Origin of the sequence: Sphingobium xanthum (assembly GCF_019737615.1) — a bacterium.
Taxonomy (GTDB): domain Bacteria; phylum Pseudomonadota; class Alphaproteobacteria; order Sphingomonadales; family Sphingomonadaceae; genus Sphingobium; species Sphingobium xanthum.
On record NZ_JAHKKS010000001.1, the window covers coordinates 68,105 to 92,154 of the forward strand.

Annotated in this window: 31 protein-coding genes; 12 read left to right on the forward strand and 19 right to left on the reverse strand. The window is 65.1% G+C overall.

Translation table 11 applies throughout. The annotated features are described in order from the left end of the window. Positions 1–24 precede the first annotated feature (24 nt). Entirely contained in the window at positions 25–708 is a 684-nt protein-coding gene (locus KM135_RS00325) for a hypothetical protein (protein WP_221711912.1), read from the reverse strand. A 290-nt stretch (positions 709–998) separates the two neighbouring features. Here KM135_RS00325 and KM135_RS19965 point away from each other — a divergent pair, with 290 nt between their 5' ends. Next, positions 999–1,130, forward strand: a complete 132-nt coding sequence (locus KM135_RS19965) for a hypothetical protein (protein WP_281422103.1) — start codon at positions 999–1,001, stop codon at positions 1,128–1,130. A gap of 46 nt (positions 1,131–1,176) precedes the next feature. On the opposite strand, the gene KM135_RS00330 is transcribed toward KM135_RS19965, so the two are convergent. Then, on the reverse strand, positions 1,177–1,335 hold the full coding sequence (locus KM135_RS00330) for a hypothetical protein (protein ID WP_221711913.1): 159 nt from the start codon (positions 1,333–1,335) through the stop codon (positions 1,177–1,179). Between KM135_RS00330 and KM135_RS00335 the strand changes: the two genes are divergently transcribed. After that, positions 1,334–1,504: a hypothetical protein gene (locus tag KM135_RS00335; RefSeq protein ID WP_221711914.1), complete on the forward strand. Its 171-nt coding sequence runs from the start codon at positions 1,334–1,336 to the stop codon at positions 1,502–1,504. The two genes, KM135_RS00330 and KM135_RS00335, sit on opposite strands and share 2 nt — an antisense overlap. Next, a complete protein-coding gene (locus tag KM135_RS00340) occupies positions 1,494–1,622 on the forward strand; it encodes an entericidin A/B family lipoprotein (protein WP_221711915.1) in 129 nt (42 codons plus the stop codon). The genes KM135_RS00335 and KM135_RS00340 overlap by 11 nt, the downstream gene beginning before the upstream one ends. Before the next feature lie 363 nt (positions 1,623–1,985). On the opposite strand, the gene KM135_RS00345 is transcribed toward KM135_RS00340, so the two are convergent. Then, on the reverse strand, positions 1,986–2,525 hold the full coding sequence (locus tag KM135_RS00345; protein ID WP_221711916.1) for a glycine zipper 2TM domain-containing protein: 540 nt from the start codon (positions 2,523–2,525) through the stop codon (positions 1,986–1,988). Between the two features lie 208 nt (positions 2,526–2,733). Here KM135_RS00345 and KM135_RS00350 point away from each other — a divergent pair, with 208 nt between their 5' ends. After that, positions 2,734–3,006: a hypothetical protein gene (locus tag KM135_RS00350; RefSeq protein WP_221711917.1), complete on the forward strand. Its 273-nt coding sequence runs from the start codon at positions 2,734–2,736 to the stop codon at positions 3,004–3,006. 101 nt (positions 3,007–3,107) lie between these two features. Here the strand turns inward: KM135_RS00350 and KM135_RS00355 are convergent, their stop codons facing one another. The 8 genes from KM135_RS00355 to KM135_RS00390 all read right to left on the reverse strand — a co-directional run bounded on the left by KM135_RS00355 (position 3,108) and on the right by KM135_RS00390 (position 8,748). Continuing rightward, positions 3,108–3,740, reverse strand: coding sequence for a DUF4145 domain-containing protein (locus KM135_RS00355; protein ID WP_221711918.1), 633 nt, complete (start codon positions 3,738–3,740; stop codon positions 3,108–3,110). Next, complete coding sequence (locus KM135_RS00360; RefSeq protein ID WP_221711919.1) at positions 3,741–4,805, reverse strand: ribonucleotide-diphosphate reductase subunit beta; 1,065 nt, start codon at positions 4,803–4,805, stop codon at positions 3,741–3,743. Between the two features lie 320 nt (positions 4,806–5,125). Next, on the reverse strand, positions 5,126–5,512 hold the full coding sequence (locus tag KM135_RS00365) for a nuclear transport factor 2 family protein (RefSeq protein ID WP_221711920.1): 387 nt from the start codon (positions 5,510–5,512) through the stop codon (positions 5,126–5,128). A gap of 46 nt (positions 5,513–5,558) precedes the next feature. Beyond that, positions 5,559–6,251 carry a nuclear transport factor 2 family protein gene (locus KM135_RS00370; RefSeq protein WP_221711921.1) on the reverse strand — a complete coding sequence of 231 codons (693 nt, stop codon included), beginning with the start codon at positions 6,249–6,251 and terminating at the stop codon, positions 5,559–5,561. After that, on the reverse strand, positions 6,248–7,048 hold the full coding sequence (locus KM135_RS00375) for an SDR family NAD(P)-dependent oxidoreductase (RefSeq protein ID WP_221711922.1): 801 nt from the start codon (positions 7,046–7,048) through the stop codon (positions 6,248–6,250). The genes KM135_RS00370 and KM135_RS00375 overlap by 4 nt, the downstream gene beginning before the upstream one ends. Positions 7,049–7,217: 169 nt before the next feature. After that, entirely contained in the window at positions 7,218–7,730 is a 513-nt protein-coding gene (locus KM135_RS00380; protein ID WP_221711923.1) for a hemerythrin domain-containing protein, read from the reverse strand. Between the two features lie 98 nt (positions 7,731–7,828). Continuing rightward, on the reverse strand, positions 7,829–8,338 hold the full coding sequence (locus tag KM135_RS00385) for a CinA family protein (RefSeq protein ID WP_221711924.1): 510 nt from the start codon (positions 8,336–8,338) through the stop codon (positions 7,829–7,831). A 2-nt stretch (positions 8,339–8,340) separates the two neighbouring features. After that, a complete protein-coding gene (locus KM135_RS00390; RefSeq protein WP_221711925.1) occupies positions 8,341–8,748 on the reverse strand; it encodes a low affinity iron permease family protein in 408 nt (135 codons plus the stop codon). A 128-nt stretch (positions 8,749–8,876) separates the two neighbouring features. On the opposite strand from KM135_RS00390, the gene KM135_RS00395 reads away from it, so the two are divergent. The 5 genes from KM135_RS00395 to KM135_RS00415 all read left to right on the forward strand — a co-directional run bounded on the left by KM135_RS00395 (position 8,877) and on the right by KM135_RS00415 (position 14,224). After that, complete coding sequence (locus tag KM135_RS00395; protein ID WP_221711926.1) at positions 8,877–9,548, forward strand: trimeric intracellular cation channel family protein; 672 nt, start codon at positions 8,877–8,879, stop codon at positions 9,546–9,548. 85 nt (positions 9,549–9,633) lie between these two features. Next, positions 9,634–10,977, forward strand: a complete 1,344-nt coding sequence (locus tag KM135_RS00400) for a TldD/PmbA family protein (protein WP_221711927.1) — start codon at positions 9,634–9,636, stop codon at positions 10,975–10,977. Next, positions 10,964–11,761, forward strand: a complete 798-nt coding sequence (locus KM135_RS00405) for an inositol monophosphatase family protein (protein ID WP_221711928.1) — start codon at positions 10,964–10,966, stop codon at positions 11,759–11,761. The genes KM135_RS00400 and KM135_RS00405 overlap by 14 nt, the downstream gene beginning before the upstream one ends. A 73-nt stretch (positions 11,762–11,834) precedes the next feature. Then, entirely contained in the window at positions 11,835–13,337 is a 1,503-nt protein-coding gene (locus KM135_RS00410; RefSeq protein WP_221711929.1) for a tannase/feruloyl esterase family alpha/beta hydrolase, read from the forward strand. Positions 13,338–13,585: 248 nt separating this feature from the next. After that, positions 13,586–14,224 (forward strand): outer membrane protein, encoded by a 639-nt coding sequence (locus tag KM135_RS00415; protein ID WP_221711930.1) that lies wholly within the window; start codon positions 13,586–13,588, stop codon positions 14,222–14,224. A gap of 114 nt (positions 14,225–14,338) precedes the next feature. Here KM135_RS00415 and KM135_RS00420 read toward each other — a convergent pair whose 3' ends face one another. From KM135_RS00420 to KM135_RS00440, 5 genes are all read right to left on the reverse strand, one after another. Next, entirely contained in the window at positions 14,339–15,316 is a 978-nt protein-coding gene (locus KM135_RS00420) for a phytoene/squalene synthase family protein (RefSeq protein WP_221711931.1), read from the reverse strand. Positions 15,317–15,394: 78 nt separating this feature from the next. Continuing rightward, on the reverse strand, positions 15,395–15,985 hold the full coding sequence (locus tag KM135_RS00425; RefSeq protein ID WP_221711932.1) for an LOG family protein: 591 nt from the start codon (positions 15,983–15,985) through the stop codon (positions 15,395–15,397). Further along, positions 15,982–17,460: a phytoene desaturase gene (locus KM135_RS00430; protein WP_221711933.1), complete on the reverse strand. Its 1,479-nt coding sequence runs from the start codon at positions 17,458–17,460 to the stop codon at positions 15,982–15,984. The genes KM135_RS00425 and KM135_RS00430 overlap by 4 nt, the downstream gene beginning before the upstream one ends. Position 17,461: 1 nt before the next feature. Further along, complete coding sequence (gene crtY, locus KM135_RS00435) at positions 17,462–18,622, reverse strand: lycopene beta-cyclase CrtY (protein ID WP_221711934.1); 1,161 nt, start codon at positions 18,620–18,622, stop codon at positions 17,462–17,464. 71 nt (positions 18,623–18,693) lie between these two features. Then, on the reverse strand, positions 18,694–20,616 hold the full coding sequence (locus tag KM135_RS00440; protein WP_221711935.1) for a hypothetical protein: 1,923 nt from the start codon (positions 20,614–20,616) through the stop codon (positions 18,694–18,696). A gap of 187 nt (positions 20,617–20,803) precedes the next feature. Here KM135_RS00440 and KM135_RS00445 point away from each other — a divergent pair, with 187 nt between their 5' ends. Continuing rightward, a complete protein-coding gene (locus KM135_RS00445) occupies positions 20,804–21,265 on the forward strand; it encodes a hypothetical protein (RefSeq protein WP_221711936.1) in 462 nt (153 codons plus the stop codon). An 11-nt stretch (positions 21,266–21,276) separates the two neighbouring features. Here the strand turns inward: KM135_RS00445 and KM135_RS00450 are convergent, their stop codons facing one another. Then, entirely contained in the window at positions 21,277–21,465 is a 189-nt protein-coding gene (locus KM135_RS00450) for a Thivi_2564 family membrane protein (protein ID WP_221711937.1), read from the reverse strand. Between the two features lie 326 nt (positions 21,466–21,791). Between KM135_RS00450 and KM135_RS00455 the strand changes: the two genes are divergently transcribed. Together KM135_RS00455 and KM135_RS00460 are read left to right on the forward strand one after the other, a co-directional pair. Continuing rightward, positions 21,792–22,535 (forward strand): sterol desaturase family protein, encoded by a 744-nt coding sequence (locus tag KM135_RS00455; RefSeq protein WP_221711938.1) that lies wholly within the window; start codon positions 21,792–21,794, stop codon positions 22,533–22,535. Next, complete coding sequence (locus KM135_RS00460; protein WP_221711939.1) at positions 22,532–23,014, forward strand: DUF2141 domain-containing protein; 483 nt, start codon at positions 22,532–22,534, stop codon at positions 23,012–23,014. Before KM135_RS00455 ends, KM135_RS00460 begins: the two co-directional genes overlap by 4 nt. Here the strand turns inward: KM135_RS00460 and KM135_RS00465 are convergent. Together KM135_RS00465 and KM135_RS00470 are read right to left on the reverse strand one after the other, a co-directional pair. Continuing rightward, entirely contained in the window at positions 23,009–23,473 is a 465-nt protein-coding gene (locus KM135_RS00465) for a nuclear transport factor 2 family protein (RefSeq protein ID WP_221711940.1), read from the reverse strand. The two genes, KM135_RS00460 and KM135_RS00465, sit on opposite strands and share 6 nt — an antisense overlap. Positions 23,474–23,483: 10 nt before the next feature. Further along, positions 23,484–24,041 (reverse strand): hypothetical protein, encoded by a 558-nt coding sequence (locus KM135_RS00470; RefSeq protein ID WP_221711941.1) that lies wholly within the window; start codon positions 24,039–24,041, stop codon positions 23,484–23,486. Between the last annotated feature and the right edge of the window lie 9 nt (positions 24,042–24,050).

Sequence of the window (24,050 nt, forward strand, 5' to 3'; positions counted from 1 at the left end):
TTGCAGGGGAGGGTTTTTGCAGGCTCAGCGCGTTCCCGTATTTGCCGGTCCGTAAGCGGTAGGCTGGATCGCCGCGGTGCCGGTCGCCGTGACGGGCATAGTGGACGCTGCCATCGCGGCCCGCGCCAGCTTGCCGTCGGGATCGGGAAGGCCGGCCGCCTTGTTGAGCTCCCAGAGCATCACCGTCGCCCGGTCGTTGAACGCGATTGTCGGCGCCGTCTCCGCCTCGGTCAGGATCGCCTTCGAGCGGCTGCAATAAGCCTCACGGGTCAGCGTGCCCGAATAGGCATTGTAGACCTTGGTCATATGGTCGTCATAGGCGTCCTGCCACTTCTTGCCGCCCTTCGCCTTGTAGAGATTGACCTCGATCTGCGCGGCTTCGGCCAGTAGCGGCTTGTGCGTGGTGAGCACGCGATTGTAGCTCGCGACCATCGCGGCATTGTCCGCGCCCTGGCAGAGCAGCACGGCGACGTTCAGCCCCGAGCGCAAATGCCAGAGATCCTCGCCCTTGTGCTGGCCGATCATCACCGGCGGCGGCGGTGGCGGCGGCTCGATATGCGGGATGTTCTCCGGCAGCGGCGCCGGAATATTGGCGATCGGCGGCGGCGTCTTCGTCCCGCAGCCCGCCAGCAGAAGCGCCGGCACCAGCAGCGGCAGGGCGCGCGCCGCCCGGCCTGAAGCCGTGGTCTTGCGCAAGGCCATCATCATTCTCCCAACGTCTTTCCCTGGCGCGGCGCGCCGTCATCAGCCCCTGATGACGCGCTTATCCTCCCGCGAGTCGCGGAGCGCAACCCTTCGCAGGCTCCGCTCACCGCACGAAACCCGAATTGTCTGGGGTGTCCCGGTCGGATCGTGCTATCGAAGCCACAGGGCGAGTCATTGCCGCGATCCTGCTATAAAACATTGTCGCAACCCGTGACCTTGCTGCTGGCCCGCCCTGCGCCGAAAGGCGGTCAATCATGCCTCACCGATCTCAGTTATACGAAGAATGCGCGGCGATGGCCGCGAACATGCTCGATGTCGAGCTCATCGCCATCATCAACCGGCTGCAAGGCGACAACCTCACGCCGCTTCAGCGCGCCGTGATCGCGGAAGCCGAAAAGCGTCAGCTCAATCGCTCGGCCGCCTGAGCGGCCGATCCCACGCCGGGGCGCCCGCCTGAGCGGCCTTCCTCATTCAGGCGTGCGTCTTGTGCGCTTCGTCCGCGGCGATCATCCGCTGCAGGACGACGACGCGCGCGCGCTCATCGGTCCAGTCCCGCGAGGGGCTGGTCTGGATGAGGTCGAGCAGCGTGCGCAGCTCCTTCTTCCGGTCGTCGATGGTGACGCTGTCCATGATGTCCTCCTTGGGCGAGATCGGGACGATTGCAGGCTATACGCGCGCGAAGCATTGCGGTTCCACGCCCGGCCGCTTTCGCCCCGATTGCATGCGCGCCGATATTGTGGAAAATCCGTGCGACAATGCACAAAAGGCCAATGCACAAGGGATCGCCAATGACCGGTAAGTTTTTCGTCGCCGCGCTGCTGGGCGCCGCGCTCATTCTCTCGGGCTGCGCCACGGTCAAGGGGCTGGGCCGCGACATCGAATCGGTCGGTCAGGCCGGCGAAGACGCGATCAAATAGAAACACTTCGTCGCATTTTGCGGGAACGGATCGGCGCGGCGGGCATTCAGTCCGGGTGTCGCGGCCCGATCGTCTTCTTGGTTGGCGTGGGCCGCTGCACACCCGCTTTGAATTGAAGCGGCGCGGTGCCCTCCGAAAGGGCGCCGCGCCGCTATTTTTGTTTGTAGCTTGGAGTCCCGCCAGCGTGCGACGCATCGTGCAAGGCGGATCGACATTCAGATGATGACGTGCCGGAGTCGGAGACGGCCGGAGGCCAACGTGGTGGCTTTGGGTGACCCGGAGCGCAGCGTACTTATGTACGTGAGCACCGGAAGCTCCCAAAGCCGCCATTTGCAGGCACGTCAGCGCTGAATGTCGGCCGGCTTAGCGGCAGACCACCTCGCCGCGATCCAGCTCGCGACCGATCAGGCCGCCACCGGCCGCACCCAGCACCGCGCCCAGGATGGACGAGCGGCCACGGTCCAGCTCGTTGCCGATCAGCCCGCCCAGCGCCGCACCGATGATGAGGCCGGTCGTGCCGTCCGAACGGCGGCAATAATAGCGGTCGTCATAGCCGCGATAGATGCGGGTCTGGCGGTTCACGCGGATCGGATCATAGCCGCCACGATAATAGCGATCGGCATAATAGCCCCGATAGCGCGGGTCCGGCCGGTTATAGTCATAGGCATAGACCACGCGCGGACGCTCGCGCACCACGACCACACGGTCCGGGCGGTGATCGCGGCCACGGCGATAATCGCTGCGGCGGTCGTCATGGCGATCATGCTTCCAGTGCTTGTCATGCCCACGGCCGCGGCCATTGTTATGACCCGGGTCGGCAAGAGCCGGCGTCGCGGCGAGGCCGCCGATCACCGTCGCGCCCAGCGCCAGAGCGGTGATGCTGTTCTTGAGAGCCTTGTACATCTGTCTCACTCCATATTGTTCTCTCTGCTGCGAGAGGGGAACGAGCGGAGTCTACACCCGGTTGCATGAACCCATGGCTACGTGCGGTTCATGTTTGGGACAGGTGAAAAACCGGCGTATAGTCGGCCTTGTCGAGGCGCCCCAGACGTGCGCGGCAACCACGCGGGCGCCCCTACGTTGTGAAAGAAACGTATCGAGGAGACGCGCCGTGACGGAGCAGGAGAGGGACGAGAAGCAGGCGCTGGCCAAGGGCTATCGCGACGCGGCGGGCAACGACGCCTGGCACCAGCTCGTCGATCGGGGCAAGACCGCATCGGACGACGACAAGACTCTGGTTCCGACGCACGAAGTGGACGGCGTGCCCCTCAGCGACGTCGCCCACCCCGATCCGGTCGATTCCGAAAACCACAACGCCCCGCCAAGCCCGCTTGGGCCGCATCATGATGCGCTGATGAGGGGATTGGAGCCGGGGGAGAATTAGGGGGGGGCGAGCGTTTTTTTCGTTCAATAGATAAGGAGCGAAACCTAGTGTCCGTTCCCAAGATTGAATCAGATGCAGATTAAATCTCTAAAAGAGAAATTTTACTGCTGACGGTCCGCTCTACTATCAGCGACCATGGCAGGTAGCGTGAAAGTGTAGTTTAGGAACGCTTCAGTGAACTTCTGGCTCTTTTTTGCGTCGCTTTCGGTTTCGGGTTCTTCATCGTGAACTGCATCGTTACCATCTAATCGAATTTCGTGAGACCAATCACCCATCGCTGGCGTCAGCAGTCCCTGTTCTACCAATTTATTAATTCTTGCAAAAAGCGAGATTGATTTGAGGTCGGGTGCAATAGTTTTTGTCGCGGTGTCGAGTGTTTTTCGAAACATTGCACCCGCAGCATCCCATCTCTGGTGGTGTAAATTCTCCAGACCTTGCAAATAAAAGCCTGTTACATTCTCAGGAACGCCTGCTGGTGCTTCGGGGCTATAATCCGGCCACATCTTCACTATCGTGCAAATTGTTCCAGGATAGTTGTTCATTCCTTGAAGAAGAGATGGGTGATTTGGTGCAATAGAATTTGATAATACAACTACACCGTTATTGCAAACGCCGCAAATGGCCAAAAAATTTGCAAAAGACGAGTGATTTCTAAAAGGCCACTGGTAAACAACAACAAATCCTGCCCCTCTGGTTCGACAATGCGGGCAGTCATTCTTGAAATGAGTTGTCATTTACTCCGCCGCGATCCCCGCCTTCGAGAACATATCCCCGTCGTCGCCGCCGTCCTTGGGCTCCTCGCCCATGCCGTCGTTCGCGCGCAGTTTCTTGCGGCGGTCGAAGCTGTCCCAGACCTCGTTCCACTGGCCGCGGGTCGCGCCCTTGGAATATTCGGTCGCGCGGGTCTCGAAGAAGTTGGCATGCTCTACGCCGTTGAGCAGCGGGGTGAGCCAGGGGAGCGGGTGATCCTCGATCATGTAGATGGGCTTGAGGCCGAGCTGGCCGAGGCGCCAGTCCGCGATGTAGCGCACATAGCGCTTGATGTCCTTGGGCGTCATGCCGGGCACCGGCCCCATCTCGAAGACGAGATCGATGAACGCATCCTCGATGCGCACCGTCTTCTGGCACATGTCCATGATGTCGTCCTTGACGGCGGGCGTCAGGCAATTGCGCTCGGCGCAGAAGGCATGGAACAGCTTGACGATGCCTTCGCAATGCAGGCTTTCGTCGCGAACGGACCAGGTGACGATCTGGCCCATGCCCTTCATCTTGTTGAAGCGCGGGAAGTTCATCAGCATCGCGAACGATGCGAAGAGCTGGAGCCCTTCCGTGAAGCCGCCGAACATGGCGAGCGTGCGCGCGATGTCCTCGTCGCTGTCCACGCCGAACTGCTGGAGATAGTCGTGTTTGTCCTTCATCTCCTTGTACTGCATGAAGGCGCTATATTCGCTCTCGGGCATGCCGATCGTGTCGAGCAGGTGCGAGTAGGCCGCGATATGCACCGTCTCCATGTTGGAGAAGGCGGTGAGCATCATCTTGATCTCGGTCGGCTTGAACACGCGGCCATATTTCTCGTGATAGCAATCCTGCACTTCCACGTCCGCCTGCGTGAAGAAGCGGAAGATCTGCGTCAGCAGGTTGCGCTCATGATCCGAGAGCTTCTGCGCCCAGTCGCGGCAATCCTCGCCCAGAGGCACTTCCTCGGGCAGCCAGTGGAGCTGCTGCTGGCGCTTCCAGAAGTCATAGGCCCAGGGATATTCGAAGGGCTTGTAGACCTTGGAGGCTTGGAGAAGAGGCATGGGGTCGACACTCCGGGAACAATGCGCGAACGTTGCAAGATGAAGGGGCATGCTACGCCGATTTACCACAAAGTCTAGCGGGCATGCGGCATCATCCACAGCTAAATTTCTGTGGGGAAGATGCGATATGGGCTTGATTTCGGCGCGATCAACGGTGGGATGCGGGTTTGGGGACAACTCGACAAGCCCCTCCCATGAAGGGGAGGGGGAAGGGGTGGGGCGATGCGCAGCGACATCTGCGAAAACTTAAATTTCAGGAACACGCTTCGCGTGTCACCCACCCCCAAACCCCTCCTTTGAAAGGGAGGGGCTAAGTGAGGTCAAAACATCGTGTTGCTGTTGTTCGGCACCGTGCTCACCGGCTGATTGACATCCCAATGCTCGGCGATGCGGCCATTCTCGATGCGGAAGATGTCCACCGCCGCGACGCCGGCCGTGCCCGGCTCGAAGATGATATGGACATGCGCCGCGACGAGGTCGCCGTCCGCCAGGATGCGCTTCACGATGTGGACGGCGTCCGGATATTTCGCCTTCGCGCGGTCGAGCATGGCCTTGAGCGAGGCGGCGCCCGTTTCGATGCTCGGATTGTGCTGGATATAGCCGGGGTCGAACAGGCCATCGACAGCCCCGCTGTCGATCGGCCCCAGCACTTCCTCATAGACCCGCTCGACGAGGCGTATGTTCGCGAGTTCCTGTTCGGTGCGCATGATGATTCCTTTCAAGTTCCCTCTCCCCTTGGGGAGAGGGAGCAGTTCATTCCCCCTCCGGCACGATCTCCTCACCCGTCACCGGATGCGCATAATGGAACGGCAGCAGCCAGGTCTCGGGCCAGGGCGGGTAGCGCGTCTGCGCGATCGTATCCGGGCCATTCGGATCCTCGGGATAGAGCTTCTCCACCCGATAGCCGCCCATGTCCGGCGCATGGGCCCAGCCCTTGTCGAACTCCGCCATCCAGGTCAGCTCATAGCCGAGCCGCTTGTACTTCCAGACGCCGTCCTCGCGCACATAGTCGTTCTCGTAGACGCCGGCTTCCCACCATTGTTGATAGGGCAGCTTGGGTGCATCCTCGACCTGCGCATGCGTGCCGCCCATCAGCAGCGCGCGGAAGCGGCCCTTCGCGGTCTTGCGGTCCGGCGCCACGGTGACGACGTCCTGCATCTGCATGACGTCGCAGAGCAGGCCCCGCACCGGCCCGTTGCGCCCTTTGGTGAAGCGGGTGCGGATGCGGTTCAGATAGACGCGCTTGATGCTTTCCTTGCCGCGATAGACGCCGCCGAAGAAGGTCATCTCCCCGTCCTCGGCATAGAGATCGACGATCTCCTGATAGAGGCCCTTCTCCATGAGATAGCCATAGGTGTGCTGCAGCGTGCGGATGGCGGCCACGTCCTGCAGCATGCCGAGCTCGTGGCGCAGCGCCGCGACTTCCTGCGCGAGATCGTCGCTCATGCCACCGGCTCCTTCAGCGCGGTGAGGGCCGCGTCGAGATCATCCTGCATCTCGAAATAGCAGCCATTGAGCGCATCGTAGCGCCCGCTCATCAGATCGACGACGCGCTGCCCGCAGGCCGCGAGCTGCGGCGAAAAGTCATTCTCCGCCACCTCGCCCAGACGCCGCACCATGTCGGGCAGATGCGCCTGCGCCTCCGGCGAGGTCAGCGTCTCGCGGGCGAGGCTGGTGACGACGAAGCCGGGATCGATCGCGAAGATGGCGAGGCCGGCGGGCGCGATCTCCAGCGCCGCGACATTGACGATGCGCACCTGCGCGGTCTTGCCGGTGATATAGGCGGACATGCTCTGCACGGAGAGATGACTGGCCTTGGCCGAGACGATCACCGCGCGCCCCTTGCCCGCCGCGCTCATCGCCGGCAGCAGCCGCGAGAGATAGAGCATCGGCGCGAGCTGGTGCAGATGCTGTGCTTCCCACCAGCGCGCCACGTCCATCCCGCCGACCGGGCCATAGGGCCAGCCGACGCCGGCATTGTTGACGAACTGGGTGATGGGGCCAAGCGCGCCCTGCGTCTCGCGGATCGAACGCTCGACATCGGCCTCCTGCGTCACGTCCGCCGCGATCGGCAGCGCGGTGCCACCCGCCGCGCGGATCTCGTCAGCAACCGCCTCGACATCGGCCAGCGTGCGGGCGACCAGCGCGACGGCCGATCCCTCCGTCGCCAGCGCCAGCGCGATCGCGCGGCCAAAGCCTTTGCCGGCGCCCGTGACGAGCGCAACCTCTCCCGCAAATGCCATGCTGCTTCCTCTCTCCGGCGCTGAAGGCCGAATGCTTTGTGAAGCATTTCGCGCAGCGATGGCAAGTTGACTTGTGCTACCGACGTCCCGCGTCGCGAACAAAAGCAAGGGGCGCCTCCGCGATGGAAGCGCCCCGTGTTGCCGGTCCTAGACGGGCCGGCGAAAAGGGTCAGGCCGCGACGAGATGCACCGCCGTCGGCTTGGCGACCGGCAGGCCTTCGCTCTTGGCCAGTGCCATCAGCTCTTCCTTGCGCGCGAGCATGAGGTCGCGCAGCGCGACGAGGTCGACATCGGTCTTGCGGCATTGGGCGAACATGCCTTCGGAGGGGGCTTCCTCCTCCTTCACATGATGCTTGATCTCCTCGGAGAGGACATGGACCTTGGCGTCGTAATAGTCGTCCGCAGGCGATCCGGCCTCGATGTCGTTGATCAGCACCTTGGCGCCGTCGTGCTCGACATAGGCCTCGTCCAGCGTGTCCTGCTCGATCTTGCCCTTGAAGGCGGGGTAGAAGATCTCTTCCTCGATCATCGTGTGGATCTTGAGCTCGGTGCAGATTTCATGCGCGAGGCTTTGCTTCCTGCTCGCGGAAGTCGCCTTCTCGAACTGCTCGAACAGGCCCTCGACCCTGCGGTGGTCGGCCTTCAGCAGCGCAATCGCATCGGTGTAGGTTTCGGTGGCCATGGGCTGGTGCTCCGGTGTTGGGGTTGATCATAGAAGCGGTCGGACGGTCCAACGGTTCCCTGCGAACGATTCTCATGAGATGAGTGGTTCAGCCGGTGTCAGTCGAGCGCTTCGCCCATCATGGCGAGGGCCACGCGGACGGCTGCCACGCGGACGGCGCCACGCCCGATCTTCCCGAAATGCGCCTCACGATGCGCAGCCGCCCTGCCTCGCCGCGCGCAGGCGAAATGGACGAGGCCGGGTTCGTCGTCAGGCCCGGCCGGTCCCGCGAATCCGGTGATGGCCATCGCGACATCGGCCCGGCTATGGGTGAGCGCGCCATTCGCCATGGCCAGCGCAACGGTTTTGCTGACGGCACCCTCCGCGTCGATCAGGTGACGGTCGATCCCCAGCATTCCGCTCTTCGCTTCCTCGCTATAGGCCACGAATCCGCGCTCGAAGGCGTGGCTGCACCCTTCCACGTCGGTCAGCAGCGACGCGAGCAGGCCGCCAGTGCAGCTTTCCGCCGTCGCGAGCGCAAGGCTGCGCGTGCAAGCGTGCTGCAGCAGAGCCGTCACCGCTTGCTCCACATCCTGCGGCAGGCGGTCGATGAGCGGGTCGTCAGCCATCCCTAGCGCCGCGAGAGCAGCCGGCCGACCGCCTCGTGCGAGGGCGCCTTGCCGCTGCCGCGCCCGCCCTCCTTCTCCAGCCTGGCGCGGATCTTCTCGATCTCCACATCGGTCAGATGCTCGATGCCGATAAACTCTTCCCGCGCCCGCGCCACGGCGCGCAACAGCTCGTCCATCTTGGCCTGCATGGCGGAGGCATCGCGGTTCTGCGTGTTCTGGACGAGGAAGACCATCAGGAAGGTGATGATCGTCGTGCCCGTATTGATGACGAGCTGCCAGACTTCCGAGAAGCCGAACATCGGTCCGGTCACTGCCCAGACGGCCACGCAGGCCAGCGCCAAGATGAAAGTAATCGGCTTGCCGGCGAGCGCGGCGATCTTGCCGGCGATCTTCGTGAAGAGCTTGTTCATGGCCGAGGCCTCCCGTGAACTGGTTCGCGGGAACGAAACGCAGCTTGCGACAAGAAGTTCAGCCCCTTGCGGAGCGGCGTATCGAGGGGCAGACTCCGCCCCGCGACGGCGCGCCCGGAGACAATCTCATGACGGTTGGCGAACGAGATGATCAGGGCGCAGCGGCAACACCCATCACCGCGCGCATCACGCGCGTCGCCGATCTCTCCGCAACCTTGCTGTTCGCGCTCGAGGGCGGGCTGGTCGGCATCGCCGTGGGGCTCGATCCGGTCGGCGTTCTCGTCGTCTGCTTCGTTTCGGCGCTCGGCGGCGGCCTCATCCGCGATGTTCTGACCAATGCGCTGCCGCCTGCGGCCGTGCGGGACTGGCACTATGCCGTCATCGTGATCGCGGCCGCCCTGCTGGTGTGGACCGGTCATGCGCTGTTCCTGCATGTGCCGGCGTCGCTCGTCGTCGCGCTTGACGCTGCCGGCCTCGCGCTTTCGGCGATCGCGGGCACGGAGAAGGCGCTGGATCGCGGTATTCATGCCCTGCCCGCCGTCTTCCTCGGCACGGTGAGCGGCGTCGGCGGCGGTATGATCCGCGACATCATCATCAATCGTGTGCCGCGCGTTCTGCATACGGATGTCTATGCGAGCGCCGCCTGCCTCGCGGCGCTGATCGTCGTGATGGGCCGATTGGCGGGCTGGCCTGCGCGCATGACGGCCGTTGCCGCCGGGGTCGCCTGCTTCACGCTGCGTCTGCTCGCTTACCATTTCGGGTGGGCGTTGCCGCATCTGGCTGTCGCACCGCCTGTCTGATCGCTTCGGCGGCCTGCGCATTGCGCCCGCGCCTCGCCATCGCTACATCGCGGCCTTCTCGCACGACTCCCCGGATTGCCGCCTTATGCTCAGCCTCAACGAAGCTCTCGATCGCGCTCAGTCCCTCGCCGCCGCCGCGCGCAAGGCAGGTGCCGATGCGGCCGATGCGGTCTATGGCTGCGATGCCTCGTCGGGCGTGACGGTCCGCCTCGGCGAGCTGGAGGATGTGGAGCGCTCGGAGTCCGAGCATGTCGGCCTGCGCGTCTTCGTCGGCCAGCGCTCCGCGACGGTGTCCTCGTCCGATCTCGCACCGCGCACGCTGGAGACCCTGGTCGAGCGCGTCATCGCCATGGCGAAGGAAGCGCCGGAAGATGCCTATGCCGGTCTCGCGCCGGAAGACCGCCTCATGCGCAAGAAGGCGCCGAACCTCGACATCGAGGATGCGGCCGAGCCCGATCCGGCGTCTCTGCGCGCCCGTGCGCTGGAAGCCGAGGACTCCGCGCGCGCTGTCACCGGCGTGACGAACAGCGAAGGCGGCGGCGCCAGCTTCGGCCGCGCGCAGGTCGCGCTGGCGACGAGCCACGGCTTCACCGGCGGCTATGCCGGCACCAGCCATTCGCTCTGGGCCAGCGTCGTCGCGGGCGAGGGCGCGGGAATGCAGCGCGACTATGCCACGCACAGCACGCGCCATCTGCATGATCTCGAAGCGCCGGACTCGGTCGGTGCCCGCGCCGGATCGCGCGCCGTCGCGCGGTTGAACCCGAGCCGCATTCCCAGCGGGCCGATGCCGATCATCTTCGATCCGCGCGTCGGCAACAGCTTCATCGGCCATCTGCTCGGTGCCATGGCCGGCCCCTCGGTCACGCGCAAGGCGAGCTTCCTGCTCGACAGGAAGGGCGAGCGCGTGCTGCCCGCCGGCCTGCATGTCGTCGACGATCCGCTCCGTCCGCGCGGCCTTCGCTCGCGCCCGTTCGATGGCGAGGGCCTGCCGACCGCGATGATGCGCCTCATCGATGATGGCGTGCTGGTCGACTGGCTGATGGACAGCGCTTCGGCCCGCCAGCTCGGCCTCGCGCCGACCGGCCATGCCACGCGCGGCGGCGGCGCGCCGAGCGTCGGCGCCACCAATGTCCATCTCGAAGGCGGCACGGCAACGCCGCGCGAGCTGATGAGCGACGTCAAGCGCGGCCTCTATGTGACCGAGCTGATCGGCCACGGCGTCAATCCGGTGACGGGTGACTATAGCCGCGGCGCGTCCGGCTTTCTCATCGAGAACGGCTCGGTCTCGCACGCGGTTGCCGAAGTGACGATCGCCGGCAATCTGAAGGACATGTTCGCCAATCTGATCGCAGCGGACGATCTCCAGTTCCGCTATACGATCAACGTGCCGACTCTGCGCATCGACGGGATGACTCTTGCCGGCGAGTGATCGCCTGCTCGATGAGATACTGGTCGCCGCCGATGCGGCCGGCGCCCGCGCGATGGAGCAATGGGCGGAAGGCCGCCTGAGCGACAGCCACTGGGACAAGACACCCGGCCAGCCGGTGAGCGAGGCGGACCTTGCGTGCGACGCGATGCTGCGCGAGCGCCTGGGCGCGCTGCTGCCCGAGGCCGCCTGGCTCTCCGAGGAAAGCGCCGAGACGCCGGGGCGCAGTGACGCGCGCTTCGCCTGGGTGGTCGATCCGATCGACGGCACGCGCGATTTCGTGCGCGGGCGGACGGGCTGGGCGGTGTCCGTGGCACTGGTCGAGGATGGCGCCGTGCAGGCGGGCGTGCTGATCGCCCCGGCGCGCGACGAGCGCTGGTGGGCAGTGCGGGGCGGCGGCGCCTATCGCAACGGCGTGCGGCTGGCGGTCGGGGCGCAGGCCACGCTGTCCGGCGCGCGCGTCCCGCTCGACAATTTGCGCGGCATCGACATGGACTACACCGTCGTGCCCAAACCCAACGGCATTGCGCTGCGCATGGCGATGATCGCGGCGAACGAGGCTGATCTGGTCGCGGGCCTCCGCCTCAGCGGCGAATGGGATCTCGCCGCAGCCGATATCATCACGCAGGAAGCCGGTGCCACGATCACCGACGCGCTCGGCGATCCGATCGTCTACAATAAGCCCGATCCGTCGGTGATCGGCCTGCTCTGCGGGGTTCCGGCGGTTCACGAAGCCGCCTTGCCGCGCGTTCGCGCCCGCGCGCTGAAGCTGCTCGGCCCGCAATAGCCGCTCTTCCCGCTACCCCCCTTAGCAGGCTAAGCAACGGGACAAGATCAAGGATCAGAGTCGGGAGAGAGATATGCACAAGGCGCGGATCGCGGCATTGCTGGCGTCGGTATTTGTTGCGGGCATTGCAGCGGCCCCGGTCGCCGCCCAGCCCGCGGATGTGGCGCGCTGCGCCTCGGCTGGTGACGCTGCGGCCTTCGGCGCGGCAAATGCCAGCGCCCGCTGGGTCGAGGCGGATGCGGCCGCCGGTCTCCCGGCCTATTGCGAAGTCAGCGGCACGCTCTCGCCTGTCTCCGGCTCGTCGATCGGCGTCGTCTATCGCCTGCCCGCCAACTGGAACGGCAAGCTGCTCGGCATCGGTGGCGGCGGCTGGGCGGGCAATGTGACGCTGCTCGCCGCCACGGACGGCCTCAAGCGCGGTTATGCGACGGCGCAGACCGATGGCGGCCATCCCTCCACCGAGCCGTGGGACAATAGCTGGGTGGGCGGCGACGAGGCCGTCACCGATTTCGCCTATCGTGCGATCAACAGCATGACTGTCGCCGGCAAGGCGCTGATCCGCAACCATTATGGCCGCGCGCAGGACCGCGCCTATTTCCAGGGCTGCTCGACCGGCGGCCGCATGGCGCTGATGGAGGCGCAGCGTTTCCCCCAGGATTATGACGGCATCATCGCGGGCGCGCCGGTCTATTCGCTGCAAGTCCAGTCGAGCGCGATCCTGCGCAACAACGGCTTCGCGAAAGGCGCCTTCACGCCGGCGCTGCTGAAGCTGGTCAACGACAATGTGCTCAAGGCCTGCGATGCGAAGGATGGCGCGACGGACGGCGTGATCGCGCAGCCGCGCGCCTGCGCGTGGAACCCGTCGGTGCTCCAGTGCAAGCCCGGCCAGTCGGGCGATACTTGCCTCTCCGCCGCGCAGGTCGCGGCGGTGAAGACCATGTATGCCGGCATCCGCACGCGCGACGGCAGCTGGGCGCAATTCCCGCTCATGAAGGGCGGCGAACTCGGCTGGAGCCGCTTCATCAACACGGCCGGCACCGGCAACACGCAGGCCAATGGCGGCGGCATGATCGGCCTCTCCAAGCGGCTCTTCGGTGACCGCGCCGTCGATTTCGGCAAGCTCGATGCGCAGAAGGACGTGCCGGAAGCGCGGTCCAGCGCCTTCGCCAAGGCCTATGAAGCGACGAACCCCGATCTCGCCGCTTTCTTCGCGCGCGGCGGCAAGCTCATCCTCTGGCATGGCGAGTCCGATCCTGGCCCAAGCCCGGTCGGCACGCTCGATTATGCCAAGGGAGTCGCCAAGTCCGATGCGAAGGCCGCCGCCGCGAGCCTGCGCACCTACATGCTGTCCGGTGTCGAGCATTGTCGTGGCGGTCCGGGCGCCGACGCGGTCGACTGGCTCGCCGCGCTCGATACATGGGTCGACAAGGGACAGGCGCCGGCCACGCTGGTCGCGACGCGCACCGAAGGCGGCATGACACGCCCAGTCTGCGTCTGGCCGCAGGTCGCGCGTAAGGAAGGCGCGGGCGACGCCAATGCCGTCACCGCCTGGCGCTGCGTCGCATCGGGCGAATAACCACAAAATAGCCCCGCCCCTTCAGGCGAGGGGTTGGGGTGGGGCTGGACGTTGCAGATCGCTTCGCGACACCCACCCATCATCAGGTAAACAGCACCCCGTGCTGTTTAGGTCATGCCGGGGGCATGACCGACCTGATGATCCCTCTCTTTCAGGGGAGGGGCTAAGCAGATCACGGCTTTTCGGAAAGGGCTCCGTCACAGGATCGGTGGGTTAGGGCACGCACCAAAAATGTGACGGAGTAAAGCGTGACGAAGACCACCCAGGCAGCCCTGCTCGCTGCCACCATCCTGACGTTCTCGAGCGCAGCCCAGGCCCAGAACGGCTTTCGCGCAGATATTCATGCCGGTTGGGATCATATCTCGACCCATCAGCGCACGGATGTCGGCGTCAGCGGCGCCACCACGCGCGAGAAGGACGACGGCATCGTCTATGGCGGCGAGATCGGCTACGATCATGATCTCGGCGGCTTCACGCTTGGCGCCTATGCGGGCATCGAAGGCGCCTCGACCAAGGAATGCGCCGAGGTCTTCACCGAGGTCGAGACCTGCGCGAAGGCCGGCCGCAACATCAGTCTCGGCGCCCGCATCGGCGCGAAGGTCACGCCGCGCGTCCTGCTCTATGCCAAGGGCGGCTATTCCAACGGCCAGGTGAAGCTCGACTATATCGACCATGTGACCCCGGCCAACAGCTTCGGCCTCTCGGACGAGACGGATGGCTATCATCTCGGCGCCGGCGTTCAGCTGGACGTCATGTCGAACCTCTATGCGAAGCTTGAATATGTCCACACGGATTATTCAGACTACGCCATCAAGAACGGCAATGCGACGATCACCGGCGGCGTCAATCGCGACAATGTCGTGGTCGGCGTCGGTTTCCGCTTCTGACGATGTCGGCGGGTAAGGCCTTCATGGCCCCCCGCCACCGCTCCTGCGACGCGCGGAGCCCAGGGCATTTCATGCTGCACCGTCCTGGGCTCCTGCGTTCGCAGGGGCGGACTCTTACGCCGGTCTTTGCCAGAGCGCCGGATCGCGCGGCACGGGCGGATAGAGCGCGTCCCGCCGCGCCGATTGCCCGGCCGCGCGCAGCATCCAGCCCAGCTTCTCCCCCTTGGAGGTGAACACGCGCTGCTCCAGCGACGCCGCCGGGTCGGCCGCGACATGCCGCGCAATCTCGCCGTAGATGCCGGCCGCCGAAAGCACGGCCCAGGCTGAACGAAAGGCGAGGGCGGGCGTCCCGCGCCGTGCGCTCTGCTCATAGCGCCCGGCCAGTTCCGCCACGCGCCGGGCGAGGCCCGCCAGTGCCGCGCGGCTCGACGGCGCCAGCGGGTCGGCCGCATCCACCTGTGCCTGTGCAAGCCAGTCGGCCGGCAGATAGCAGCGCCCTGCCGAGGCATCTTCCGCTATGTCCCGCGCGATATTGGCGAGCTGGAAGGCAAGGCCGAGGTCGCAAGCCCGCGTCAGCGTTTCCTCGTCGTCCGGCGCGACACCCATCACGATCGCCATCATGCAGCCGACCGCGCCCGCGACATGATAGCAATAGCGTAGCAGATCATTTTCGTTCTGCGGCCGCCAGCCCGCCGCATCGAGCGCGAAACCCTCGATCAGATCGTCCATGTAGCGCTGCGGGATCGCGCATTCCGCCGCGACCACGCCCAGCCCCGCAAAGGCCGGATCGTCGAGCCCCGCCGCGCCGCTCAGCCCCCGCGCCGTGCGGGTCCGGATGTCCGCCAGCCGCGCCTGCGGATCGTCCGTCGCTTGCATGACGCCGCCATGATCCTGCCCATCGGCAATGTCGTCTGCGGCGCGGCACCAGCCATAGAGCAGCCACGCCCGCTCGCGCGTCTCCCGGTCGAACAGGCGCGAAGCCGTGCGGAAGCTCTTGGAGCCGCGCGATATGCTGTCGCGGGCGTGGAGGACGAGGGCCTCTCTCACGGCGCCATCCTGGCCAACACCGTCATGCTGAACTCGTTTCAGCATCCATTCCCCTCTGACCAATCAGGTCGCGGCGGCAAAATGGACCCTGAAACAAGTTCAGGGTGACGAGGTGGAGTGGCGTCAAAGCCGGCCCACCTTCATCGCGAAGATCGTCTCGTGCGGCTCATAGGCGGCCATCGCATCGAGCAGCCCGTCCAGCGTATCGCGCGCCACGAGGATGCCCGCATGCGCCGGCCGGATGAAACCGACCTCGATCATATGCCGATTGAAGCCGATCAGCTGATCGTAGAAGCCACCCGCATTCAGCAGCCCCACCGGCTTCTGGTGATAGCCGAGCTGCGCCCAGCTCACCGCTTCCCATAATTCGTCCATCGTGCCGACGCCGCCGGGCAGGGTCACGAACCCGTCGGACAAGGTCGTGAACAGCGCCTTGCGGCTGTGCATATCCGGTACGACGTGCAGCTCCGTGAGCCCGCGATGCGCCACCTCGGCATCGACCAGCGCCTCGGGAATGATGCCGATGACTTCACCGCCCGCCGCCAGCGCGCTGTCCGCGATCATGCCCATAAGGCCGACCTTGCCGCCGCCATAGACGACCGTGATGCCGCGCGTCGCCAGCTCCGTGCCGACCAGCCGGGCGGTTTCCATGTAGATCGGATCGGCGGGGGTGGCCGAGCCGCAATAGACGGCGAGGCGCTTGAATGTCGTCATGCCAGATCCTCCAGCATCAAACTGGCGGTCGCGCGCGCCGATCCGACGACGCCGGGAATGCCCGCGCCCGGATGCGTGCCCGCGCCGGTAAAATAGAGATTGGAGAGGACGTCGTCGCGATTATGCGCGCGGAACCAGGCGCTTTGCGTCAGCAGCGGCTCCAGGCTGAAGGCGCTGCCCATATGCGCGTTGAGATCGGCCTCGAAATCCGGCGGCGCATAGGAGAACTTCACCTTGATGCGCGATCGTATGTCGGGGATCAGCCGCCGCTCGATCTCGTCGAGGATACGGTTCTCCATGATCTTGCCGACCTGATCCCAGTCGACCGGCAACTTGCCCATGTGCGGGACCGGGGCGAGCGCATAGAAGGTCGAGTGGCCGGGCGGCGCCATGTCCGGGTCGGTCACGGTCGGGTGATGCAGATAGAGCGAGAAGTCCTCGGCCAGCACGCCATGCTCGTAGATGTCGGTGAGCAGTTCCTTGTAGCGCGGGCCGAACAGGATCATGTGATGGGGAATGCCCGGCCATGTCCCCTCGATCCCGAAATGGACAAGGAAAAGGCTGGGGCTCCAGCGCTTCTTCGCCAGCTTGTGCGCCATGCGCGGTCCGCGTGCATGCCCTTCGAGCAGATCGCGATAGCTGTGCATCAGGTCAGCATTGCTGGCGACCGCATCGGCCTCGAACCGGATGCCGGCCCGCGTCGCCACGCCCGTCACCCGGTTGCCGACCGTCTCGATCGCCTTCACCGGATCGCCCAGATGCAGGGTGCCGCCCAGCCGCTCGAAATGCGTGACCATGCCGGAGACCAATGCATTGGTCCCGCCCTTGGCGAACCACACGCCGCCCTGCTTCTCCAGCTTGTGGATCAGCGCATAGAGCGCGCTGGTCGAGAAGGGATTGCCGCCGACCAGCAGCGTATGGAAGCTCAGCGCTTGCCGCAGCTTCTCGTTGCGCACGAAGCTCGAGACGATCGAATAGACCGAGCGCCAGGCCTGATATTGGGCGAGGTCCGGCGCGGCCTTGAGCATCGACTTGAAGTCGAGGAAAGCGACATGGCCAAGTTCTTCATAGCCGGTGCGATAGACGTCGCCGCTATAGGCCAGGAATTTCTGGTAGCCCGCGACATCGGCCGGATCGAGCTTGGCGATCTCGGCATGCAGCAGCCGGTCGTCGTTGGTGTAGTCGAAGTTCGTCCCGTCCGGCCAGTTGAGCCGGTAGAAGGGATTGACCGGCAGCAGGGTGACGTCCTGCGCCATGTCATGGCCCGAGAGGCGCCAGAGCTGGGCGAGGCAATCGGGATCGGTGATGACGGTCGGCCCGGCGTCGAAGGTATAGCCGTCCTTCTTCCAGACATAGGCCCGCCCGCCCGGCCGGTCGCGCGCTTCCACGATTGTCGTTGCGATACCTGCCGATTGCAGGCGTAATCCGAGCGCGAGTCCGCCAAATCCCGCGCCAATGACGACGGCTTTCTTCATGTCAGCGGGTAGCTCCAAGGGCTAGAATGGCACGGCCGATCGGCACGGGTGGCTTGCCGGTCAGGATACGCACTTTGTCGGTGAAGGTCGATTGGCCAGCATAAAAGCGGCCGATGAGAGCAGGGTCAAGGCGATAGAAGCGCGCCAGCACCCGCCAGCGCTCGGCCGGCTCGGCCGCGCGGAAGAGCAGGGTGGAAAGCATCCGATAATAGGCCTGCCCCCGCCAGTGCGCGCGCGCCAGCCGCTGGATCGCCTCGCGCAGGGCGGTGCCGGAGAGATCGTCCATCTTCGCCACCGCGATCGCGATGCGCACGGCATCGGGCAGCGAATAGCCGGTGAGCGCATGGAAGAAGCCGCCACGCAGCCCGACCTTAGCGACGCCCGGCGCCTCGGCGCGCCACAGCGCATCCACGTCGCCGTCCATGCACACCGGCAGCACGCCGGTCTCGGCATGGCCTTCCGCTGCGCCCTCCCAGCCCTGCGTCCGCGCATAGGCCGCGATCCGCGCGCGAAGCTCCGGCACATCCAGCTCGGGACCGGACGCGTAATAAGTGTCCTCGATGAACAAGGCCGTGGCCGAAAGCGGCAGCACATAGACGAAGCGATAGCCCTCGCTCTGGTCGACGGTCGCATCCATGATGATCGGGCGGGAGAGGCCATGCGGAGCATTGCAGCGCCACTCCTGCCCGACGAACTTCTGATAGCCGAGATCGAGCGCCCGCATGTCGCCCGGCCCGCGCGCATCGATCACGCCGCCCGCGCTCAGCACAGTCCCGTCGGCGAGCGTCGCGCTGGTCGGCGAGAGCAGGCCGACGCCCTGGCCGAAGATCAGGTCGTCCTCGGGCACAGCCTGCCGCAGCACGGCATCGAGCCGCTCGCCGGTCAGGCTCGCATAGCCCGCCTCGAAGGTTCGTGCATGATCGGGAAAGCGCACCTCATGCCCGCCCCAGCTATGCACGATCAGCGGCTCGATCAGCCAGCGATCCTCCGCCGCGACATCGCCAGGAAAGCAGGACCAGAAATGATTGCCGCCCGCCGCCTCCGCTTCCTCGACCAGCACGACACGCAGCTCCGGCCGCCGCGCCCGCAGCGCAAGCACGATCAGCCCGCCGGCCAAGCCGGCGCCGACGATGACGAGGTCGATGGGACGCTGCGACGGCACGCGGGCACACCTAGCGAAGGTGGGGCACCTTGGATAGCCGCGCCATCAGCGCGGTCGCCGGATTTCCTCAGTCAATAGGGCAGCCGCCAGACGACCCGCTGAATTTGCCCCCGGCAATTCTTCGCGGCGCTCGGATCGTAACGAATGGTGGCACCTTTTTCGATGGTGATCGCGTCGAAGGCAAAGGGTGGGTCGGCGAGGACCACGCGACCCCCCACCGCCTTGCCTTCTGCATCGATTCCGAATTCGAGAATGGCAGTGCCGACGATGCTCGAAAACAGCAGGTCGGTCGGATAGTCATCGGATGTGAGCGCGGACGAGATAAAGCGCGGTGCAGGGTCAGCGATAGCACAGAGATCAGCCGGCAACTTGAGCGTTGTATAAAGCGCTGTCGCTGTGCTCTTGTCGCCTTCCTCGGAGCGCAGGCGAGCCAGACGGAGCGTGAGTGCCCGCGCGCGGGGATCGCTGGCGGGATTGCGCCGCCGGATGAGTTTCAGAGCCGCATCCAGCAAAGCCGCTTTCATGTTGGTCGGCACCGCAGGACCCTCGGCCGCCGACAGCGCGGCCGAATAGATCAGATCGATAGGGGCAGCGGCGTCGCTCGCCGCCTTCGAGAGAATGTCCAGCGCTTCAGCTTGTGCCTGTTCGACAGTCTTCGTCCTCGCCTGAACGGCGAGGGAAATCGTCCCCAGGCGCCACACCAGCATCAGCGACGCCGGAGCATCATTGGCGACGAGGATTTCCTGCACCCGCGCCGCCATTTCTTCGGCCCGCTTCCCCGCCGCCGTATCGCCGGAGAATGGGTCATTCGCGGATTGAATGACCATCAGCACGGGAAGGAGCATGATCGAGCTGCGCCCATAGGCGACCTCGCGGCGCGCGAGCTCGCCAACCAAGGTCAGGACATTTCCTTCTTCGCTCGCTTGCCGGGAGAGAGGGTAAGCGCCCTTGCCCGTCATCCAATGGCTGATCTCGTCTTCGATGCTGTTGAGCACGGCATAGTCAGCCGCGGGCATGGTCCGACAGCGCATGGCGAAATGGCTGATTTGGCTGTCGACATAGCTCGGCAAGCTTGCCTTTCTTGCGGCGGCTAGGAATGTCGCGCCGACGCCGGGGCGGTTCGCCCACACCAGACCGATGCTCGGTCTCCCGACGCCTGTCACTTGCACGGTCTCGATGATCGCAAGATCGTCGGGCCGCAGACCCTGCTCGCTGCAGAGCGGCAGATTGGGGGCTGGTGACGTGCTGTTGTCGCCTCTCCTGCTGAATCGGGTGAGCGCGAGCAGGTTGAGATACTGGCGCCGGTCGCCGTTGCGCGCGGCGGCAAAGGCTAGGTCGCTCGCAATCCGCGCCGGCCCTGCCTTGATGGGATCGGCATCGATGGCATGTGCCCATGCCAGCTGCATCTTGGTTGTCGCCGCGGCATCGCCCGACGCCATGGCCGTCGCGCGGCCATCGAGCAGTTCCAGCTCCCAGCGCAGGTCTTTCGGCATCGATGAACGATCGATGCCCGCGATGGTGTTGAGCGCCTTCGCCGGATCGATTGCCGCCTGTTGCCGCACAAGTCCCAATTGGGCGGTCTGGCGCTCTACGCTCGTCAGCGTCGGGTCGTTGACGAGATTTTGATAGAGCGTTTCTGCAACCGTCAGGTCGCTTTCGCTTTCGGCTGCTCTGGCCGCAAACAGGCGGTAGCGCGCGCCATCGCCCGCGATAGGGTTGCTGACGACGCGTTTCGTGACACTCGATAGCGCGGAGAAATTTTCGCACAGGGCAGCGATCTCGATCAGCATGCGGTCGAGAATTGGGTCGGGTTGATTGGTTTGCGATGCCGGCAGCCGCTCCAGCAAGGTTTCTTCGAAGATTTCGCTCGCCTTGACCATGTCGTTCTGGGCGACGCTAACGCGAAGCCTTGCCAGGGCGTCACTGCCATCGGCAGCCGTGGCGGGCATGGTTGTGCTGGCGGCGAACAGCGCCAGTGCGAGCCTGAATGACATGAATGATTTTCCCCCGACCGTTCTGCGCCAGTGCGGCGCCTCCCGCCGCGTCTGTGCCACAGGACAATGGCCTCGCCCAGCCCCGAGCGGCGAAAGCCAGCGATCGATCGAGCCGATTTGATGGCGTGGCTATCTGGCGCGCCAGGTCGCTGTTGGCTATCCTCCCGGCAAAAGGGGAGGACAACACATGCCAGCATCATTGCGTCGATCGTCCGTCGCGCTTTTCTGCGCGAGCTTACTCTTCGCCGGCTGCCAGCAGGAATCCGCGCCGGACAACGCCTCCGCCGAGGCGGCCTCAAACCTCCCCGTCAAGCCCGGCGTCTACGGCAACGTCCAGTCAAGCGGCGGCATGGAGCTGCAAATCTATGGCCCGCCGCGTGACATGCTGGAAATCACGCTCTGCAAGGGTCCATGCACGGCCATCAATCGCGCACGCTATCAGGTCGTACCCGGCGCGCTCACTTTCCGGTCGCAGGAAAACGGCGCCAAGCCGGATGCCGCGCCGATCGACTTCAAAGTGTCCCAACAGGGCGAGGATCTGAAAGTGGAGAGCGAATGGACCGGGCCGCAGCCCGTCATCCTCAAGCGCCTGCCCAAGCGCACGGCGCTCGCCGCCGCGCAGGAGGCGATCCTGCGCGGCGGGAAATAGGGCAGATCAGGCTAGCCGACCCTGATGCCGCCGAGCGACCCGAGCAAGCCGAATGCCTGCAGCAGCCACAGCACGACAACGATCACGACGATCGCGTTGAGGATGCTTTTGATCTTGCCGTCCATCGGGATGTAGTTGTTCACGAGCCAGAGCAGCACGCCGACCACGATCAGGACGATGACGATGTTTAGAAGTGACATTTGTCCGCTCCCTTTGCGTGCCGCGCGAGCACTATTTTTGCCGCGGAACCACGCATTTCTGCGCCTCTCGCGAGCTATGTTGTCATGTGGGCACAACGATTGATGCGTCGGTAAGGTTCCGGCGCGTGACGTCCGCAAGAAGCCGCTGTCCTACATGCGTGGAGATAAGCTAGGCATGAGTTTAGCAAGGCTCTGAAAAGCGGAACTTTTATGTATTTCACCATTGCGCATATGCACGAAGATGGAGAAGTTATCCGACCCGCCTCGCGCACGGGGGCGGAAATGGGCCATTTTCCTCCTCTTCCCTCTGGCCTATAGCGTCGCCCATGCAGGCCTTTCCGCTCATTCTGGCCTCGATGCTCGCGATGACGGGCATCATCGCGGTGCGTTATCTGCTCTCCAGCGGCGGTTTCGCGCTCGCCACGCGGCTGACGCGGCCCGGTTTGTACGCGGGACTCGACCGGCAGATGCGCGCCGAGATTCGCTGGTCGTTCGCCAGCGCACTTATCTTCGGCATTCCGGCGGGCCTCGTCGCCTGGGGCTGGCAGAACCGCGGCTGGACCCTGATCTATACGGACGTCTACGCGCTGCCGCTCTGGTATCTGCCGGTCTCCGTGCTGCTCTATCTCTTCGCGCACGACACATGGTTCTACTGGACGCACCGGCTGATGCACCGCCCGGCGCTGTTCCGCGTCGCGCACGCCGTGCATCATGCCAGTCGCCCGCCGACGGCCTGGGCCGCGATGAGCTTTCATCCATGGGAAGCGCTGACCGGCGCGGTCGTCATCCCGGCGCTGGTGTTTCTCATTCCCATCCATGTGGCGGCACTCGGCGCTGTGCTGAGCGTTATGACCGTGATGGGCGTCACCAATCATATGGGCTGGGAAATGTTCCCGCGCGCGCTGGTGCGCGGGCCCGCTGGCCGCTGGCTGATCACCGCCTCGCATCACCAGCGGCATCATGAGCAGTATCGCTGCAATTACGGGCTCTATTTCCGCTTCTGGGATAAGGTCTGCGGCACCGACAGGGGATTGGCCGAGGGGTTCGCGCCGGTAAGGGGACAGGGATGACGCTTCGCGATGGCCGGGTTAAACGCGGCGCGGCCGTGACGGGGCTGTCTTGCCTCCTGCTCCTGCAAGCGGGTTCGCTGGCGCGCGCCAGCGTCCCCTCGGCGGAGCTCGGCATACTCGATGTCCGGTTCGAAGGGTTGCGGTCGGCCAAGGGCTATTTGCGCGGCTGCCTGACCCGCAATCCGGCCTATTATCCCAAATGCGAGAAGGACCCCGCCGCGCTCAGGCTCAGCGTGGCGGCGGGCAAGGATGCGCATCTGGCGTTCGGTGGCGTGCCGCCGGGCGATTATGCCGTGCTCGTGCTGCATGACGAGAATGGCAACAACAAGGTCGATACGATGCTCGGCATCCCGCGCGAGGGCGTCGGCTTCTCGCGTAATCCGCGCATCATGTTCGGCCCGCCGCGGTTCGACGCGGTGCGCATCCACGTCCCCGCCGGCCCGAGCGCGACCGGCGTGAAGCTGCAATATTTCCTATAGGCCGAGGTCGCTGAGGCCCGGATGATAGTCCGGGCGGCGGCCGAGCGGCCAGCGGAACTTGCGGTCGGCCTCGGCGATCGGATGCTCGTTGATCGAGGCGATCCGCACGGCCATCAGTCCCTCGGCGTCGAATTGCCAGTTCTCGTTGCCATAAGCCCGGAACCAGCTCCCGCTGTCGTCGCGATACTCATAGGCAAAGCGCACCGCGATCCGGTTGCCCTGGTGCGCCCAGACTTCCTTGATGAGCCGATAGTCCAGCTCCCGCGCCCATTTGCGCGTCAGAAACGCCTCGATCTCGGCCCGTCCGCTGATGAACTCCGCCCGGTTCCGCCACCGGCTGTCCGGTGTATAGGCCAGTGCGACCTTCGCGGGATCGCGCCCGTTCCAGCCATCCTCCGCCATGCGCGCCTTCTGCGCTGCGGTCTCGTCGGTGAAAGGCGGAAATGGCGGGCGGCTCATGAGAGGCAACTCACTGCGGATCCGCCGGTCCCTGTTTGGCCGCGTCAGCCGCCGCCTTCTGGCGAGCCGCTTCGGCTTCCTCTTCCTTGACCCGCTGCTCGATCGCCTCGGACTCCGCATCCAGATTGCCGAGCCGCTCGTCGCGCGCCTTCTCGATCGCATCGGCCCAGCTCGCGCTGCCGAGCATGGTCCGGCGTTCCTCGCGCGCGGCATTGGCAAGCTGCTGGAAGCAGCCCGTGAACCCGCCGCCGCCCGTCGGCGAGCAGCTGTTGATGCCCGATGCACCCGCGACTTCCAGCGTACGGGCGCGGTTCGCCCAGCTCTGGACCCGCGGGTCATTGGGGTCGGTACGCAGGTCCTTGGGAATGCGGTAGCGCTCATTGTCCGGCATGCGCGCGCACACGACGATCTCGTCGCCCGTGCCCTGCGGACAGGGATCGTCGCCATAGACGAACACCTGCTTCACCTTCTCGGTATCGGCCGGGCCGATCGCCGGCGCGGTCTGCGCGAAGAGGGGCGTCGCGGCGAGGACGGAGCCGAGGGCGAGGGTAGAAAGCAGGGCGCGCATGGGAGACTA